At 67.8% G+C, this 16681-nt stretch carries 14 protein-coding genes; 3 read left to right on the top strand and 11 right to left on the bottom strand.

Going from position 1 to position 16681, the window contains the following annotated elements; genetic code table 11:
• Positions 1-47 precede the first annotated feature (47 nt).
• From ACQEVO_RS03845 to ACQEVO_RS03820, 6 genes are all read right to left on the bottom strand, one after another.
• Entirely contained in the window at positions 48-1691 is a 1644-nt protein-coding gene (locus ACQEVO_RS03845; protein WP_432908928.1) for a serine/threonine-protein kinase, read from the bottom strand.
• Positions 1688-2956, bottom strand: coding sequence for a DUF7373 family lipoprotein (locus tag ACQEVO_RS03840; RefSeq protein ID WP_432908926.1), 1269 nt, complete (start codon positions 2954-2956; stop codon positions 1688-1690). Before ACQEVO_RS03840 ends, ACQEVO_RS03845 begins: the two co-directional genes overlap by 4 nt.
• On the bottom strand, positions 2943-4073 hold the full coding sequence (locus ACQEVO_RS03835; protein ID WP_432908925.1) for a hypothetical protein: 1131 nt from the start codon (positions 4071-4073) through the stop codon (positions 2943-2945). Before ACQEVO_RS03835 ends, ACQEVO_RS03840 begins: the two co-directional genes overlap by 14 nt.
• 66 nt (positions 4074-4139) lie before the next feature.
• Positions 4140-5702, bottom strand: a complete 1563-nt coding sequence (locus ACQEVO_RS03830; RefSeq protein ID WP_432908923.1) for a serine/threonine-protein kinase — start codon at positions 5700-5702, stop codon at positions 4140-4142.
• A gap of 3 nt (positions 5703-5705) precedes the next feature.
• Entirely contained in the window at positions 5706-6947 is a 1242-nt protein-coding gene (locus tag ACQEVO_RS03825; RefSeq protein ID WP_432908921.1) for a DUF7373 family lipoprotein, read from the bottom strand.
• A complete protein-coding gene (locus ACQEVO_RS03820) occupies positions 6934-8418 on the bottom strand; it encodes a serine/threonine-protein kinase (RefSeq protein ID WP_432908919.1) in 1485 nt (494 codons plus the stop codon). Before ACQEVO_RS03820 ends, ACQEVO_RS03825 begins: the two co-directional genes overlap by 14 nt.
• A gap of 299 nt (positions 8419-8717) precedes the next feature.
• Between ACQEVO_RS03820 and ACQEVO_RS03815 the strand changes: the two genes are divergently transcribed.
• Both ACQEVO_RS03815 and ACQEVO_RS03810 read left to right on the top strand, forming a co-directional pair.
• Positions 8718-9791 carry a class I SAM-dependent methyltransferase gene (locus ACQEVO_RS03815; protein WP_432908918.1) on the top strand — a complete coding sequence of 358 codons (1074 nt, stop codon included), beginning with the start codon at positions 8718-8720 and terminating at the stop codon, positions 9789-9791.
• A gap of 214 nt (positions 9792-10005) precedes the next feature.
• Positions 10006-10998, top strand: coding sequence for an LLM class F420-dependent oxidoreductase (locus tag ACQEVO_RS03810; protein ID WP_432908916.1), 993 nt, complete (start codon positions 10006-10008; stop codon positions 10996-10998).
• Between the two features lie 212 nt (positions 10999-11210).
• Here ACQEVO_RS03810 and ACQEVO_RS03805 read toward each other — a convergent pair whose 3' ends face one another.
• Entirely contained in the window at positions 11211-12068 is an 858-nt protein-coding gene (locus ACQEVO_RS03805; RefSeq protein ID WP_432908914.1) for an alpha/beta fold hydrolase, read from the bottom strand.
• A gap of 149 nt (positions 12069-12217) precedes the next feature.
• Positions 12218-12727: a carboxymuconolactone decarboxylase family protein gene (locus ACQEVO_RS03800; RefSeq protein WP_432908913.1), complete on the bottom strand. Its 510-nt coding sequence runs from the start codon at positions 12725-12727 to the stop codon at positions 12218-12220.
• Positions 12728-12803: 76 nt separating this feature from the next.
• On the opposite strand from ACQEVO_RS03800, the gene ACQEVO_RS03795 reads away from it, so the two are divergent.
• Positions 12804-13286 (top strand): MarR family winged helix-turn-helix transcriptional regulator, encoded by a 483-nt coding sequence (locus ACQEVO_RS03795; protein WP_432908911.1) that lies wholly within the window; start codon positions 12804-12806, stop codon positions 13284-13286.
• Between the two features lie 355 nt (positions 13287-13641).
• Here ACQEVO_RS03795 and ACQEVO_RS03790 read toward each other — a convergent pair whose 3' ends face one another.
• From ACQEVO_RS03790 to nrdI, 3 genes are all read right to left on the bottom strand, one after another.
• The gene (locus ACQEVO_RS03790) at positions 13642-13788 is read right to left on the bottom strand and encodes a type II toxin-antitoxin system Phd/YefM family antitoxin (RefSeq protein ID WP_432908909.1); all 147 of its coding nucleotides are present in this window, start codon (positions 13786-13788) and stop codon (positions 13642-13644) included.
• Between the two features lie 131 nt (positions 13789-13919).
• On the bottom strand, positions 13920-16070 hold the full coding sequence (nrdE, locus tag ACQEVO_RS03785; RefSeq protein WP_432908908.1) for a class 1b ribonucleoside-diphosphate reductase subunit alpha: 2151 nt from the start codon (positions 16068-16070) through the stop codon (positions 13920-13922).
• Positions 16067-16519, bottom strand: coding sequence for a class Ib ribonucleoside-diphosphate reductase assembly flavoprotein NrdI (gene nrdI, locus ACQEVO_RS03780; RefSeq protein ID WP_432908906.1), 453 nt, complete (start codon positions 16517-16519; stop codon positions 16067-16069). The genes nrdE and nrdI overlap by 4 nt, the downstream gene beginning before the upstream one ends.
• Positions 16520-16681: the final 162 nt, after the last annotated feature.

Raw genomic sequence — 16681 nt, 5'->3', positions numbered from 1 at the left:
ACTCCCGGGCGTGTCCGTGGGAACTGTGCGGCGACCGGCGCCGGAGGTCAGATCGGCGCCGCGGCCCACCACCGGTCGACCAGGTCCCGGCCGGAGGTACCGCCGAAGGCGCGCAGCAGGCAGTGCGCCCGGAGGCCGTCGAAGCGCACGGCCAGACCACCCGACGGGGTGCCGTCCGGTGCGGGCAGATCACCGTAGGCGATTTCCCCGGTCCCCGAGTTCCGTTCCCAGTGCTCCCGGCCGGTAGGTGTCACATCGCCGGTCAAGCCGGGTTCTGGCATCGCGATACGATTCGCGCTGCAGTGCACCCGGAGGACGTGCAGCGGGTTCTTGTCACCGTTGCACGAGAGCTGGTTCACGCCGGTCGCCGGCCGGCTCACATCCACCGGCCGGCGATCGCCGTCGACCGCGCTACAGCGGATCCCGCCGTACCCGGCTTCCTCCGGAGCTGCCGGTAGCAGACCGGGAAATGCCTGCGCGATATACGTATGGCTACCCCAGCCCGCCACCGGCGGAACGGAGGTCGTGGTAGCGGCGGTGGATGTCGTGGCCGGCGAGGCCGCCGTATCCGTGCCCGCATCGTCCCTGGTCGATACGGTGACGATCACCACGACGAGGACGAGCGCGAGCAGCAGCGCACCCAGCACCGCCGCGGCTCGGCCGGACCGGCGGCGCTGCGCCCCACGGGTTCCGGCCCCCGGATCGGGGGGATACCGCCATGGGTCGGCGGAGCTGCCGTCCGGTAGCGCGGTTGTACCGTGCCAGGAATCGGGTACGGCGGGGGTGCGGGTGATATCCGGCGTGGGTGTGCCACCGTGCCGGTTCCCCGGTAGCGGCGCGGCGGGCCGGATTCCCGACAGCGCGGCCTCGGCGGCGGCGGCGAGCGCCCCGCAACTGCCGAAGCGGTGATCGGGATCCTTCGCCAGGGCGTGCGCGATGACGAGATCGAGTTCCGGCGGTAATCCGGGATTCACCGCACTCGCCCGGGGCGGCGGATCGGACAGATGGGCATTGATCACCGCGGCGGGGGTGGGCCTCGGGAAAGGCTTGGCCCCCGTCACCAATTCGTAGAGGGTGCAACCCAGCGCGTAGATATCCGCGCGTGGATCGACACGCATACCACGCAGCTGCTCGGGCGCCGCGTACGCGAGGGTCGCCAGGACCGCGCCCTCTTCGGTGAGCGCGGTGGATTCGCTCGCGGACCGGCCGATCCCGAAATCGGTGACCAGGACCCGGTCGGGGCGCCCCGGAGTCGAATCCACCAGCAGGTTCGCGGGTTTGATATCGCGATGCACCATCCCGGCGCGGTGGGCTTCGTCGAGCCCGCGTGCCGCCTGTACCACGATCTGCACCGCCCGTCGCGGATCGGTGTGGATCCCGGCGCGCACCAGGGCCGCCGCATCGGTACCCGCGATGTACTGCATGGCGATCCAGAGCCGGCCGTCCTCGACACCGCGATCGTGTACGGCGACGATATTCGGATGGTTCAGCCGCGCGGTGAGCTCCGCCTCCCGGATGAACCGCGCCCGGTAGTTCGGGTCCGCGCTGTGTTCGGCGGACAGCACCTTGATCGCGTCGTGCCGGGGCAGTCGCGGATGCGCCGCCAGGTACACCGTCCCCATACCGCCACCACCCAGGACGCGTTCGATCAGGTATCCGGCGAATACGCTGCCGGGCCGGGGGTCGGTCACTCGTCCGCCTGATCGGCGCGCACCAGCAGTACATACTGGGCGGCGGCGCGCTGCTGGGTGTCGCGGATCGTCCGGCCGAAGACGATCCCCTCGTATTCGCGGTACAGCACGCGACAGGCGAACCGCGCCTGGTGCGGTGGCACCGTCAGTGATTCCAGGCAGCGGGCATCCGGCAGCCCGAACGGTGCCGGGGCCGCGGCGACACCGGATTCGCCGGCCTCCATCTCGCCGGTATCGGTGAAACCGTTGCGGGCCGCTACCACGTCCGGATGCCGCACCAGCTGATGTGGGCCGTTCACCGCCAGCACCAGTCCCCGGCCCTCCCCGGTTTTCTCCCACTCACCCCAGCGAAGACCCGCGCGCGGACCGTACACCACCCCGCGGACGTCGAACCCGGTCCGCCAGCCGGCATTCGGGTCGCTCCGGTCGGTGACCACCACCGGATACGGCCACACACCGGGCGCCTCCGGGAGCAGGCGGGCGAGCATACCGTCCTGGTCGAGAGGCAGGGTGGCGATGCGATCGGGTGGAGTCGGCACGAAATCCGCCAGCCGGCGTATCTGGGCGGTGAACGCCGCGTCCACCAGACCGGTGAGCACCGCGGCGTCGGGGGCGGTATGGCCCGCCAGCACGCTGATGACGAACGGCCCGTGCGCGAGACCGGCGGCCAGTGTCGGCACGGCCGGGCGCCAATGCGCGTGCGCATCCGGATGATTCGGGATCTCGATGCCCACATTGTCGGTGCTCACCGCGGCGTCGGTGGTATCGATCTCGGCGGCGGCCTGCCGCGCGGATTCGTCGTCGGGGAAGCGCAGGAGCTGAACGGTCAGCAGCCGGGCCCGGCCCACCGCCAGCTCGGGCTTGATCCCCTGGTCCATTCCGCCTACGGAGAAGCCGGCGAGCATTCCGTGCCGCTCGAGCACCGCGCGCACGGGGCGCGCCAGGAAACCGGCCGCGGCCGGGGTCGGAATGGGGACAGAAGCGGTGTTGCCCAGTCCGAAGGTGAGGCTCGGATCGGCCTCCACCGGGTCGATGACCGCCTCGCCCAGTCGCATCGACTCCAGAATGCGTCCGTGTTTCTCGTTGTGGTTGTCCGGAGCAACCAGCGGTTCGAGGCCGTAGGGGCCGGTATCGAGGGCCGCCGGGTCCGGCAACGACGGCACAGGATTCCCGTCTACCGTGCACCCCGAGAGGATTCCGGCGGCCAGGAGTATCGCGGCGACGGCACCCGGCACCCGGTGGGTTCGGATATCAGAGCGGTGCATCGGGCCACCACCGATCGTGGAGTTGGGCACCGGTCCCGACACCGTTCACTTCGAGCCGGCAGTGGTCGCGGCCCGGATCGTCGAAGAGCACATCGAGGCGGCCGCGCCGCTCACCGCCGACGGTGTCGATCTCACCCCAGACCAGCCGGCCCGACCCGGACGGCCGTGTCCAGCGTTCTTGTCCGGTGACATCCCAGGGGTGCGGCTCGGGGTCGATCGGTGTCAGATCGGCCCGGCAGGTCGCGATGACGAGCACCACCGGGTCGTAATTGCCGAAACACGCCACCGCGCCCACCACCGGCGGGTCGTAGAGCGACACCGTCTGCAGCGTCTTGTCGACCGCCCGGCATTCGAGCAGGTCTTGATAGCCGACCCCGTCCACCGAGGCGGGCAGCAGATCCGGAAAAGCATCGGCGACGAACACGTACGAACCCCATAGTGCCGCCTTCAGTTCCGGGGATCGGGTTTCCGTACTCACCGCGGCACTCGGCGGCGGTGCGGCGGGCCGGCGCACCACCGTCACGGCAACAATCGCGATCAGCACCGCCACCACGGCAACCGACACATACACGGCGATCCGCCGCCGCCGGTCTACCGGTGGCGGTCCGGTATCCGGCCGGGGCGTCGCGGCCTCCGACGCTGCGGCCGTCAGCGCGGCGCCATCTGCATAGCGCCCGGCGGGATCGGCAGCCAGCGCCTTCGCGACAACCGTATCGAAAGCCGCCGGTACCCAGGGGTTCACGGTGGTGACCGCAGGCGGTGCGGCGCCCGCAGCCGCATCGCCTGGTGGGAACGGTTCTCGGCCGGTGAGCATCTCGAACAGGACGCAACCCAGCACGTACACATCTGCGCGCTCGTCCCCCGGGCCGCCCGCGAGCTGTTCGGGCGCACGATAACGGGGAACGGCCGCCAACGGCGCCAGCCGCACCGTATCGGGTGCGCCGGGCTGCTCGGCGACCAGGATATGCGTCATATCCAGCCCGGGTGCCGGATGTCCGGCCCGCCGGTACTCCGCCAGCTGACGCGCGATCTCGGCCACGATCCGGACCGTCCGCGTACCGTCGAGCGATCCACCCGGCACCATCTCGGCGATGGTCACTTCGCCGGCGCCGGTCATGGCGCCTCCTCGGAAACCGTTGCCTGCGCCCGGCGGAGGTATCGCATCATGACCTCTCCCCCTCGATCACACCGGTGCATCACGCCACCACCGGTCCACGAGTTCTTGTCCCGAGGCCCCGCCCGACACCAGCAGACTGCAGAAGTTCCGCTCGGGATCGTCGAACTGAACCAGCAGGTCCCCGACCTGCCTACCGCTGTCGAGCCGGCTGTCACCCCAGATCAAACGGCCACGTCCGGACGGCCGTTCCCAGGCTTCCTCGCGGACGTTCGTCATATAGGAAAATGCACGAATACCGGTGGGGGTGCGGTTCGCATTGCACAGCACCGACAGCACGACGAGCGGATCCCTGTTGCCGTCACAGCCCAGGCGGATCATGGAATCCAGTGGTTGCGATATCTCGATCCGGACCGCCTCCTGATTCACCGGTTCACAGCGCAGCCCCTGGTATCCGCCGGAGATCGGTGCCGGTGGCAGCAGATCGGGGAACTCGGCGACCACGGCACTGTATTGACCCCAGGTCGCCGGGCCCGGCCCGGCCACCGTCGGGGTGGTGACGCCGGCGGCGGTCCCCTCGGACCCCGGCGGATCACCGCCGCCGCTCAGCACCACCACCCCGACCACGACCACCAGGACGAGCGCGACCGCGGCACCGGCGAGGAGCAGAGCGGAACGCCGGGCAGGTGGCGGTGGGGTGAGGTCCGGCAGCGGTCGCGGTACGAACGGCCGATCCGGCGAAGCGGCCGGGTGATTCTTCGAGGCGGGCGGCGGAGTTCCGGCCGTACCCGGGGAAATCGCCTCGGCCACGGCCCGGGCCAGTGCACCGCACGACGGATAGCGGTGCGCCGGATCCTTGGCGAGCGCGGTCGCGAACACTTCGTCGACCGCGACCGGTAGGCGCGGATCGGCCACCGACGGGCGCGGCGGTGTTTCCGCCAAGTGCGCGCGCATCACCGCGACAGCGTCCCCATGAGGAAAAGGCTTGGTGCCGACCAGCAGTTCGTACAGGGTGCAGCCGAGGGCGTACACATCGGCGCGCGCATCTACCGCCGCGCCCCTGAGCTGTTCCGGCGCGGCATAGGCGAGCGTCGCCAAGACGGTGCCCGTCTCGGTCAGCGAGGTGCCCTCGGCCGGCCGCGCGATACCGAAATCGGTCACATACACCCGATCCGGTCCGCCGGGTCGTGGTTCGAGCAAGATATTGGCGGGCTTCACATCGCGATGTAACAGACCGGCCCGGTGCGCCTCGTCCAGACCCTGGGCAACTTCCCGGGCTATATGTGCCACCACCGCCGGCGCGAGACCTCCGGGGTTGCGGCGCAACAGTTCGGCCGCATCGATACCGTCCACGAATTGCATGGCCAGCCAAAGGAATTCATCCTGCACACCGCGATCGCGAATGGCGACGATATTCGGATGATCCAGCCGGGCCAGCAGTTCGGCCTCCCGCAGGAACCGGGCCCGGAATTCCGGATCGGCACCGTGTTCAGGGGCCAGCACCTTCAGCGCGTCCTGCCGGGGCAGCCTGGGATGCGCGACCAGGTACACGGTGCCCATCCCACCGCCGCCGAGTACTCGCTCGATCCGATATCCCCCGACCACCGTTCCGGGAGCCCATGTTCCGGTCATCGCCTACCCACCGTTCACCAGCAGACCGTATTGCGCCGCCGCCCGCTGCCGCGCGCTACCTATTTCCCGGGCGAACAGCGTGACGAGGTAGCGGTCGTAGTACACATGACAGACGAACCGGGTGAGGGAGAGCAGATCGAGATCGGAGCTCTCCAGGCAGCGCACGTCGGGAACACCCGCCGGCCCTTCGACCGGACGCAATCCGCCGTCGAGATTGAAGCGGACCTGCCCGTCGAACGCCGTGCGCGCAGCCGCCGGATCGGAATATCGGCGAAGTTGATTGAAACCGCTCACCGCGCTCGCCTCCACGCCGCCGCGCTCTTTCCGGTTGCTGCGCAGATAGGTCGCCCGTGGACCGAAGGACACTCCGCTCACCTGCGCCGTGGCCGCCCAACCGGCGGTGCGCTGTCCGGACATCGCGGTGACCGCGGGATACTCCCAGCGCCGCGGCGCCTGCGGAATCATCCGGCGGACCAGGCCTTCCGGGTCGAGCGGCAGCGCCGCTATCCGGTCGGGTGGGGTCGGTACGAAATCCCGTAGCCGGTGGATCTGCGCGTCGATGGCCCGTGCGGCCAGGTCACCCAGCACCGCCGGATCGGGCGTGGTATCCCCGGCCAGGACATTGACCACATAGGATTCGTGGGCTGCCGAGGCCGCCAGGGTGGGCACCCCGGGACGCCAATGACCGTGCGCCGCAGGGTGCTCCGGAATATCGACCGCCACGTTGTCCCGGTTCACAGCGGCATCGACCGCATCGATCTCCTGCGCGGCCCGCTGCGCCGCCCCGGAATCGGGAAAGCGCATCACCAGCACCAGCAGAGCCCGCGTCGAGCCTATTGCGGGGTTGTACATCTCGGGGTCGATATCGGCTCCGGTCACCACGGCACCGGCCAGCATTCCGTGCCGTTCGAGTACGTCACCGACCTGCTCGGCGAGCACAACCGAGGCGACCTTGGCAGGCGTCGGTAGCGGTAGGAGCCCCACGGCATCGGCGGAGCTGCGCAGTACCGGGTCCACCTCGACCGGGTCGATGAGGAATTCCGCCATCCGGACCGATTCCAGGATGTGGCCCCGGCGCGGATCGCCGCTGTCCGGTACCTCCAGCGGTTCGACGCCGTAGGCGCCGGTGTCCAGCGTGGCGAGATCGATCGCGTCGGCCGGGCGCCCGGCACATCCCGACAGCAGGGTGGCAACCAGCAGTACCGCGGCGATTCCCGTGCTGCCCGGGCGATTACAGCGGCGCATCGGGCCACCACCTCTCCAGCAGGACCCGCCCACTGGGGCCTTCACCCACGACCTCCACCCGGCAGAAGTTACGACCGGGATCGTCGAAGTAGACCTCCAGCACGCCCCACCACCGGGGACCGGTATCGGTTCCGGCCGGTGCGAAATACGAACTCCCCCAGAACACATGCCCCGTACCACTGGCACGCGTCCAATGTTCGTCACCCTCCGGGCGGCGGGGCGGGAATTGCAGGCCGATCGGGGAACGATCGGCGTTGCAGACGATCTCGACGGATTCGACCGGGTCCCGATCACCGATGCACAACAGCCGGGCCACCGCGACCGAGCCGTCCAGTGGAAGGCTTTCGTAGTCCTCGCTCTGCGGGGTGCAGTTCGACAGGTCCTGATAGCCCGCCCCGTACGGCCAGGGCGGAAGCAACTCCGGAAAGGTCTGTGGGATATAGGCATAGCCGCCCCAGTGCGCCGGGTCCGCGGTCACGGCCACCGGTTCGACCGCCCGGGAAACCGCCGGCTCGCTCGTCCACGACCACAGGAACGCCGCGGTCACCGCGAAAACCAGCAGACCGGCCAGCGCGACCGGCACCCGGCCCCGCCGCGGCCGGGTGCGGGGCCCGGCCGGTGCGGTGACCGGCGCCGCCAGCGCGGTCGCCGCGGCCGCGGCCAGCGCGGCGCAACTCGGATAACGATGCTCCGGACGCTTCGCCATGGCTTTGGCGATCACCAGATCGAAGGCCCGCGCGACCCGCGGATTCACCCGCGAGGGCTGCGGCGGCGGCTCGTGCAGATGCGCGTAGAGCACCGAGCCCGGACTGTGCCGGGGAAACGGCACACTGCCGGTGAGCATCTGGTAGAGGGTGCAGCCGAGGGCGTAGATATCGGCGCGCCGATCCACCGGATCCCCGCGCAACTGTTCGGGCGCGGCGTAGGCGAGGGTCGCGGCGAACCCACCGGATCCCGAGATCGTCTCGGCGTCGTCGGCAGTCCGCGCGATCCCGAAATCGGTGACCAGGGCCCGGTCTGTTCCGTCGGCCTGTTCGGTGACCAGGATATTGGCCGGTTTCACATCGCGATGCAGTAGTCCCGCCCGATGCAGTTCGTCCAGACCCTGCGCGACCTCGGTGATGATCCGGACGGCGCGGGCGGGATCGAGCACCTGCGGTCCGCGCCGGATCAGCTCCCGCAGATCCACGCCTTCCACGTACTGCATGGCGATCCACAGCCGGCCTTCGGATTCCCCGCGGTCGCGCACCGCCACGAGATTCGGATGCTGTACTCGCGCGGCCAGTTCGGCCTCTTGCAGGAATCGGGTGCGGAACTCCGGATCGCCGGCGCGGGAATCGGAGAGCACCTTCAGCGCGTCCGTCCGGGGCAACCGCGGATGGATAGCCGCGTACACGGTGCCCATACCCCCGCTGCCGAGGCGGCGCTGGATCCGATAGCCGGCGAAGGTCGAACCTTCGGCGACGCTCAACAGGTCTTCCCTCCCGATCGAACCGACTTCGGCCGCGGTCGAACTCCTCCCGGGAACGATTCCGGCGGCCGGATGATGCTGAACTATAACAGCGGACCGGCGGATGTTCGCCCGGAAAAGTCCACGGCACCACCCGCATCCTGCCGCATTCTCTCCGGTGCGAAGTCCTCGCATCGCGGGCTCGGCACGGTAATCGAGCCGACCGCCACGCGGTTGCGCGATGGTCCGACGTCCGGCCGCCGCAGGGTCACCGCCTCCGGTTAGCTGACAGGATGCCGGTGGCGGAGGATAGTGGCGGCATGGACACCGACAGGGCTTCCGCGACGGCCGTGGCCGACCGGGTTTTCCATGCGGTCCTCGGCGCCGTCGATATGCTGGCGATCTTCGTCGGCGACCGGCTGGGCTGGTATCGCAGCCTCGCCGACGACGGCCCGGCGACAGCCACGCAACTGGCCGAGCGCACCGCGACCCATCCGCGGTACGCCAGGGAGTGGCTGGAACAGCAGGCGGTGACGGGGTTGCTGACCGTGCACCGGGACGGCTCCGCCGACGAGCGAGTATTCGCCATCCCGGCCGGGACCGCGGAAGTGCTCACCGATGAGAACAGCCTCGACTACCTGGCACCGTTCAGCCGGCTGTTCGGCGCCACCGGGCCGGTGCTGCCGAAACTCCTCGAGGCCTATCGCACCGGTGGCGGGGTGAGCTGGGACGATCTCGGCGACGACGCGCGGGAGGCGCAGGCCGACGGTAACCGGCCCTGGTACGAGCACCGGCTCGCGGACGCGTTGAACGGGGTTCCCGAGGTGGCGAGCGTCCTGCGTGCCGAGGGCGCACGGATACTCGACGTCGGCTGCGGTGGGGGCTGGTCGGCCATCGCTTTGGCGCGCGCTTATCCGGCGGCCCGGGTGCAGGGCGTCGATATCGACGCGCCGTCGGTACGGATGGCCCTCGCCAATGCCGCCGCGGCAGGGGTTGCGGATCGGACGGATTTCGTGGTGGCGGATGCCGGGCAGCTGGCGGCGGGCGGGTTCGATATCGCGTTCGCGTTCGAATGCGTGCACGATATGCCCCGTCCGGTCGAGGTACTGGCGTCCGTGCGCCGGGCGCTGCGGCCCGGCGGGATGATGGTGGTGATGGACGAGGCGGTCGCGCCGGAGTTCGCGCCCGGCGGGGACGAACTGGAACGGCTCATGTACGGCTTCAGCCTGTTCGTCTGCCTGCCCGACGGGATGTCGAGCCCACCGAGCGTGGGAACCGGCACGGTGATGCGGCCCGCGACCTTACGGGGTTATGCGCTCGAGGCCGGTTTCCCGGAATTCGATGTGCTGCCCATCGAAGATTTCGGGTTCTGGCGTTTCTACCGGCTCGGCTGAACATCCACGACACCCGCGGCCGGCGGTGTGCCCGCGGCGTGACGCTACGTCGTAGTCGAGGGCCGGCTCGATATCGAGATCGGTCGCCGGTCGGCCCTCGCGCCCATTACGCGCGCCGGGCGCCGAATCGTTGCCCGGACAGCGATCGGGCGACAGAGTGGAGACCGAGGTATGTCTCGTGTGGCCCGCGGGCCCGACAACTGAGGAGAGTGCTGTGCGCTTCGGAATCTTCATCCCCCAGGGCTGGCGGTTGGATCTGGTAGGTATCGACCCCGCCGCACAGTGGGAGGTGATGCGGGGGCTCGCGGCCCGCGCCGACGCGAACCCGGTGTGGGAGTCGCTGTGGGTGTACGACCACTTCCACACGGTCCCGGAGCCCAGCGAGGAAGCCACCCACGAGGCGTGGAGCCTGATGTCGGCCTTCGCGGCCACCACGTCCCGGGTGCGGTTGGGGCAGATGTGTACGGCGATGAGCTATCGCAACCCGGCCTATCTGGCGAAGGTCGCGGCGACCGTCGATCTGATCTCGGGCGGCCGCACCGAGATGGGTATCGGCGGCGGCTGGTACGAGCACGAATGGCGGGCCTACGGGTACGGCTTCCCCACCGCCGGGGAGCGGCTGGGCCGCCTCGACGAGGGCGTGCAGATCTTCCGGCAGGCGTGGAGTTCGGGCACCGCCACCCTCGACGGCAAGTACTACCAGGTCGACGGCGCGATCGTGCGACCCCGACCGCTGCAGGAAGGCGGGATCCCATTGTGGATCGCCGGCGGCGGCGAGAAGAAAACCCTGCGGATCGCCGCGAAATACGCCAACTACACGAACTTCGCCGGTAACCCCGAGGAGTTCACCCGCAAATCGGAGATCCTGCGCGACCACTGCGCCGACGTCGGCACCGATTTCGACGCCATTGTGCGCAGCGCCAACTTCAATGTCGTCATCGGCGCCACCGAGGCCGAAGTCGAGCAGCGCAAATCCGAGACCGCGGCGCGGATCGCCCAGGTCCTCGGCGCGGAGAAGGCACGCGCCTATATCGACAACCTGACCGACGGCGGCGCCGCCGTCGGCACCCCGGAACAGATCGTGGAGAAACTGTCCGCCGTCCGCGATCGCGGCCTGGGCTATGCCATCTTCAACTTCCCGGAGGCGGCCTACGACACCAGCGGTATCGAACTCCTGGAACGCGAGGTCCTCCCGGCGCTCACCTGACCGGCAACCCGGGGCCGCGGCCGTGCGCGGCCCCGGTTCACCTGCCCTGCACGGCGTGAATACCGTCGTCCGGCCTGCCCTCTCCGAAGAGAGCGTCGATCTCCGCACGCCCGTCCGCGGCGTTCGCCATGCTCGTGAATCCGGCGAGCCGTTTCTTCAACGAGGCCGTCGCGACGGTGTTTCCGCCGGCCCGTCCTGCACCTGACGCCGCATCATGCGCGCACGCTCGCGCGGAGGAACGCCGTCAGCGGAGTGAGAACTGCCTGCGGATCATCGATGAACGGCCAATGACCGAGGCCTTCGAGGATGTGGATTTCGGCTTCGGGGAAGAAATTCCGCTGCTGCCGGGCGAACCGGACGGGAATGTAGGGGTCGCCGTCGCCCCAGATCACACAGACCGGCAGGCTCTCTTTTCCGGCAATGTCCGAGTGCATTTCCGGGAAGGCGCTGCTCGGGTCGCGGGAGTTTCGGTAGAGGTCGAGGACTGCGCGTTTGTGTGCCCGGTCCGCGTAGCGGTCGACGCGGTCGATATAGGAGTGCGGCAGCGGGACAGGATTGTCGCGGTTGAGGGCGGCGTGCATGGCGCGCTTGTTGCTCACCAACTGGAACAGCTCACCCAGAACCGGGGTCTGCCAGATCCGTGCGTACCGGTGCCAGCGGTAGCCGTCGAGCACGCCGGTGTTGATCAGGGTCAACCCGGCCAGCCGGTCGCGATGGTCCAGCGCCCAGCGCAGTCCCCACGGACCGCCGAAATCGTGCAGGACCAGATGCGCCCGCTCGACACCCAGTTCGTCGAGCAGCAGGCCGAGGAACCGTGCATGCCCGGCGATGCTGTGCTCGAACGAGCGCGGCCGCTCCGAGCGCCCGAACCCCGGCAGATCCATGGCGATCACCCGCGCGAACTCCGCCACCGCGGGTATCAGCTCCGCCCAATCGTCCATCGGGCCCGGATTGCCGTGCACGAACACCACGGCCTCCGAGCGGCCGGCCGGTTCGCTGTCGTAGACCGCGCACCGGACCCCGGCTATCCCGTGCTCGGTAATCGGTGCCATCGGCGTAGTTCCAGCCATACCCCACCCTCGATCATCGTGGCCGCCCCGCGGGCCGTACACCGACCAACAGTACTGCGGAACGCGGATGAGCGGCAGCTGTTCGGATTCCACCTCCCGGCGAACCCGGCTCGGGTAGCGGCCCGGCGGCCGCACCCGGGCAGACCGCTCTACACGGCCCTGACGAGTCGGTTGGCGAACGTCGAGATCGTGTAGGTCCCGACACCCAGGACGACCTCCAGTGCGTTGCGCTCGGTGTATCCGTGGGCCGAAAATGCCTCGACGGCACTGGAATCCATGCCGCCGGCGGCAGCCATGACCGCGAGGGTGAATTCCCGGACCGCTTCGAGACGCTCGTCGGCGAGGGCCCGCCGCTCGCGCAGGGCCGCGACGAGTTCCGGTGCGCCGCCGAGTTTGCGCAGTTTCCCGGCGTGCTGGGCGATGCAGATATGACAGTCGTTGTGTACCGCCACCGTCATGATGACCACTTCGCGCGCGATCGGGTCCAGCGTGCACTGGTCGAATCGGGCGGTCATATCCAGGAATCCGGTCAGCAGTTCCGGGGAGGCGGCGAGCCGGGCCACAGCGTCGGGTACCACGCCGCCCCAGGTATCGGCCATGGCGGCCATCGTCGCGCGCGAGCCCTCCGGGGCGGTTTCCACTGTATGCGGGGCGAACATCTCGGCCTCCTAGTATGGACAACATGGTTGACGAATTGATAGTAAACCAGGTTGTCCATTATGCCAAGGCCACGTCATGACCAGGGAAAACGCGGACCACCTCCGGGCAGGCTACGAACTGCCCCTACTCCTCTTGGCAGGATTCCGCACTCTCATCGACGAACTACACGAGGAACTGGCACGTCAGGGCCATCCCGGCGCGCGACCCGCCCACGGCTTCGCCATGCAGGCCATCGGACCCGATGGCGCGACCGCCAGCGATATCGGCCGCAGGCTCGGCATCTCCAAACAGGCCGCGGGCAAAACCGTCGACCGGCTCATCGCACTCGGCTACGCGGAACGCGGCACCGACCCCGCCGACGCGCGCCGCCGGCTCGTTCGCCTCACCGCGCACGGATACGACATGCTCGCCCGCTCGGCCGCGATCTTCGACCGATTGCGCGAGCAGTGGGCGCGGACGCTGGGCGAGCAACAGCTACGTGCGATGGAAGACGGCCTGCGCACCGTGGCCGCACCGAACGCGTTCCGGCTCGATGCCACGCAGTGGCTCGGCGATTGACGTCGCGTACCGGCCGCCGGGTACGAGCCGGCCACACGAAAGGCCCAGCGGCTTCGGCTGAACTGGGCCGTAGTGCACGAGGCGGAATTTTCAGAGCGGAACCACTGTCAGCAATGGATCCAAACCTTTGAAATCGTCCGCATTGCGGGTGAACAACGGCAGATCATTCGACGAGGCGATTGTCGGTGGGGGCGATGAGTGCACCAGCGCCGAGCAGGCCGGCGGGGCAACGAAACGTCGCACTCGGTTCAGTCATCCGGCCTGCCCTCCCCGAATGCGGCGTCGATTTCCGCACGTTCATCCGCAGCGTTCACGGTACCCGCATACCTGGCGAGACGCTTCTTCAGTTCGGCCGTCAGAGGTTGTTTCGCGGGGCTATCGGATGCAGTTCGCCCACAGGCCGCCCGTTGCGGGCAATGACGAAATCCTCCCCGGCTTCCAGAGCGTCCATCACACCCGTGCAGCCGTTGCGTAGCTCGGCTTGGCCGATCGTCCTCGTCATGCACCCAAAGATAGCGGTCGATGCTGTTCAGTACCCGCACGAGAGGTGGCGGGACGGCGACCGGCGCCACCTACCCACTACGGAGGTGGCACCGGTCGCCGGCAACGCACGAGGCATATGCGTCCAGGACGTCAGAGCATGCAGCTCACGCAGCCCTCGACCTCGGTGCCCTCGAGAGCCATCTGCCGGAGGCGGATGTAGTAGAGGGTTTTGATGCCCTTGCGCCAGGCGTAGATCTGGGCGCGGTTGAGGTCGCGGGTGGTGGCGGTGTCCTTGAAGAACAAGGTCAGCGACAGGCCCTGGTCCACATGCTGGGTGGCCGCGGCGTAGGTGTCGATGATCTTCTCGTAGCCGATCTCGTACGCGTCCTGGTAGTAGTCCAGGTTGTCGTTGGTCATGTACGGGGCCGGGTAATAGACGCGGCCGATCTTGCCTTCCTTGCGGATCTCGATCTTCGACGCCACCGGATGGATGGAACTGGTGGAGTGGTTGATATAGGAGATCGAGCCGGTCGGCGGGACGGCCTGCAGGTTCTGGTTGTAGAGACCGTGTTCCATGACCGCGGCCTTCAGCTGCCGCCAATCGTCCTGGGTCGGGATGTGGATATCGGCGTCGGCGAACAGTTGCGCGACCCGGTCGGTTTTCGGCTCCCACACCCGATCGGTGTACTTGTCGAAGTATTCACCGCTGGCGTACTTCGATTCCGGGAACCCGCCGAAGTACGTACCGCGTTCCTGCGCAAGCAGATTCGAGGCACGCAGCGCGTGGTACACCACGGTGTAAAAGTAGATGTTGGTGAAATCCAGGCCCTCTTCGGACCCGTAGTGGATCCGCTCCCGCGCCAGATACCCGTGCAGATTCATCTGCCCGAGACCGATGGCGTGCGAGGAGTTGTTGCCCTGTTCGATCGAGGGCACCGAGTAGATATGGGTCTGGTCGGAAACCGCGGTGAGCGCCCGGATCGCGACCTCGATGGTCTGCGCGAAATCGGGCGAATCCATGGTCTTGGCGATGTTCAGCGACCCCAGATTGCAGGAGATGTCCTTGCCCACCTCGGCGTAGGTCAGATCATCGTTGTACACCGACGGGGTGGAAACCTGCAGGATCTCCGAGCACAGGTTCGAATGGGTGATCTTGCCGGCGATCGGGTTGGCCCGGTTCACCGTATCCTCGAACATGATGTACGGATAGCCGGATTCGAACTGCAGCTCGGCGATCGTCTGGAAGAACTCGCGCGCCTTGATCTTCGACTTGCGGATCCGCTTGTCGTCGACCATCTCGTAGTACTTCTCGGTGACGTCGATATCGGCGAACGGCTTACCGTAGATCCGTTCCACGTCGTACGGCGAGAACAGGTACATGTCCTCGTTCTTCTTCGCCAGTTCGAAGGTGATATCGGGGATCACCACCCCCAGCGAGAGGGTTTTGATACGGATCTTCTCGTCCGCGTTCTCCCGCTTGGTGTCGAGGAAACGGTAGATATCGGGGTGGTGGGCGTGCAGGTACACCGCACCCGCGCCCTGCCGTGCCCCGAGCTGGTTGGCGTAGGAGAACGAATCCTCGAGCAGCTTCATGATCGGGATGACACCGGAGGACTGGTTCTCGATCTTCTTGATCGGCGCCCCGTGCTCACGAATATTGCTGAGCAGCAACGCAACCCCGCCGCCGCGCTTGGACAGCTGCAGCGCCGAGTTGATGGAACGCCCGATGGATTCCATGTTGTCTTCGATGCGAAGAAGGAAACATGACACCGGCTCGCCGCGCTGTTTCTTGCCGGAGTTGAGGAAGGTGGGGGTGGCGGGCTGGAAGCGGCCGTCGATGATCTCCTCGACCAGTTTGCTCGCCAGTACCTCGTCACCCGCGGCGAGGGTGAGCGCGACCATGCACACCCGGTCCTCGAAACGCTCGAGGTAGCGCTTCCCGTCGAAGGTTTTGAGGGTGTAGGAGGTGTAGTACTTGAACGCGCCGAGAAAGGTGGGGAACCGGAACTTCTTGGCGTAGGCCTGCTGGAACAGCTTCTTCACGAAGGCCCGGCTGTACTGGTCCAGCACCTCGGGCTCGTAGTAGTTCTCCTCGACGAGGTAGTCGAGCTTCTCGTCGAGGTTGTGGAAGAAGACGGTGTTCTGGTTGACGTGCTGCAGGAAGTACTGGTGCGCGGCCTCGCGATCCTTGTCGAACTGGATCTCGCCGTTCGGCCCGTACAGGTTCAGCATCGCGTTGAGGGCGTGGTAGTCCAGGACCTCACCGGTTACGCCTTCGCGCTGCTCCAGCCGGGCCGTCATACCCGCTGGTGCTGTCGTTGTTGCTGCCAAAACAATCCCAATCCCTCTCGGACGCGCTCGACGTCCTCGGCGGTTCCCATGAGTTCGAAGCGGTACAGGTAGGGCACCCCGCATTTGCGCGAGATCACATCACCTGCGAAGCAGAAGGTGTCGCCGAAGTTGGTGTTCCCGGCGGCGATCACCCCGCGCAGCAAGGCGCGGTTGTGCGGATCGTTGAGGAACTTGGCGACCTGGCGCGGTACGAATTCCTTATCGGAGCGGGCCGAACCCAAGACGTGCCGACCGCCCCCGTAGGTGGGGACGATCAGCACGTAGGGTTCGTCGACGCGCAGCGTTTCGTCGGCGGTGTGCAGGGGGATCCGGAGAGCCGGGATACCCAGCTTCTGGACGAAGCGGTGAGTGTTCTCCGAAGCGCTGGAGAAGTACACCAAGGTATGCGATCCGGACATTTCACCTCCCCTGTTCCTCGGTCGAACCGGGCGCGCGGTTTCGTGCGGTGGCCATGGCGCCCGAGCGCGGGCCCTGCATGGTGACGCTGCGCTACCGCCTCCGGGCCCGACGCGCTCAGGCTGTGCCCATTGCGCCCGAGCGCGGGCCCTTCGTGGTGACGC

Source organism: Nocardia sp. CA-290969 (genome assembly GCF_050936135.1).
In the GTDB taxonomy this organism is placed as follows: Bacteria; Actinomycetota; Actinomycetes; order Mycobacteriales; family Mycobacteriaceae; genus Nocardia.
This window is presented reverse-complemented; position numbering and strand designations above follow the sequence as displayed.

What these genes read in the sequence shown, in the direction of transcription:
- ACQEVO_RS03840 (WP_432908926.1), bottom strand. Translation starts at nt 2,956, where the DNA reads ATGCACCGCTCTGATATCCGAACCCACCGGGTGCCGGGTGCCGTCGCC.
- ACQEVO_RS03835 (WP_432908925.1), bottom strand. Translation starts at nt 4,073, where the DNA reads ATGACCGGCGCCGGCGAAGTGACCATCGCCGAGATGGTGCCGGGTGGA.
- ACQEVO_RS03830 (WP_432908923.1), bottom strand. Translation starts at nt 5,702, where the DNA reads ATGACCGGAACATGGGCTCCCGGAACGGTGGTCGGGGGATATCGGATC.
- ACQEVO_RS03825 (WP_432908921.1), bottom strand. Translation starts at nt 6,947, where the DNA reads ATGCGCCGCTGTAATCGCCCGGGCAGCACGGGAATCGCCGCGGTACTG.
- ACQEVO_RS03815 (WP_432908918.1), top strand. Translation starts at nt 8,718, where the DNA reads ATGGACACCGACAGGGCTTCCGCGACGGCCGTGGCCGACCGGGTTTTC.
- ACQEVO_RS03805 (WP_432908914.1), bottom strand. Translation starts at nt 12,068, where the DNA reads ATGGCTGGAACTACGCCGATGGCACCGATTACCGAGCACGGGATAGCC.
- ACQEVO_RS03800 (WP_432908913.1), bottom strand. Translation starts at nt 12,727, where the DNA reads ATGTTCGCCCCGCATACAGTGGAAACCGCCCCGGAGGGCTCGCGCGCG.
- ACQEVO_RS03795 (WP_432908911.1), top strand. Translation starts at nt 12,804, where the DNA reads ATGACCAGGGAAAACGCGGACCACCTCCGGGCAGGCTACGAACTGCCC.
- ACQEVO_RS03790 (WP_432908909.1), bottom strand. Translation starts at nt 13,788, where the DNA reads ATGACGAGGACGATCGGCCAAGCCGAGCTACGCAACGGCTGCACGGGT.
- nrdE (WP_432908908.1), bottom strand. Translation starts at nt 16,070, where the DNA reads ATGACGGCCCGGCTGGAGCAGCGCGAAGGCGTAACCGGTGAGGTCCTG.
- nrdI (WP_432908906.1), bottom strand. Translation starts at nt 16,519, where the DNA reads ATGTCCGGATCGCATACCTTGGTGTACTTCTCCAGCGCTTCGGAGAAC.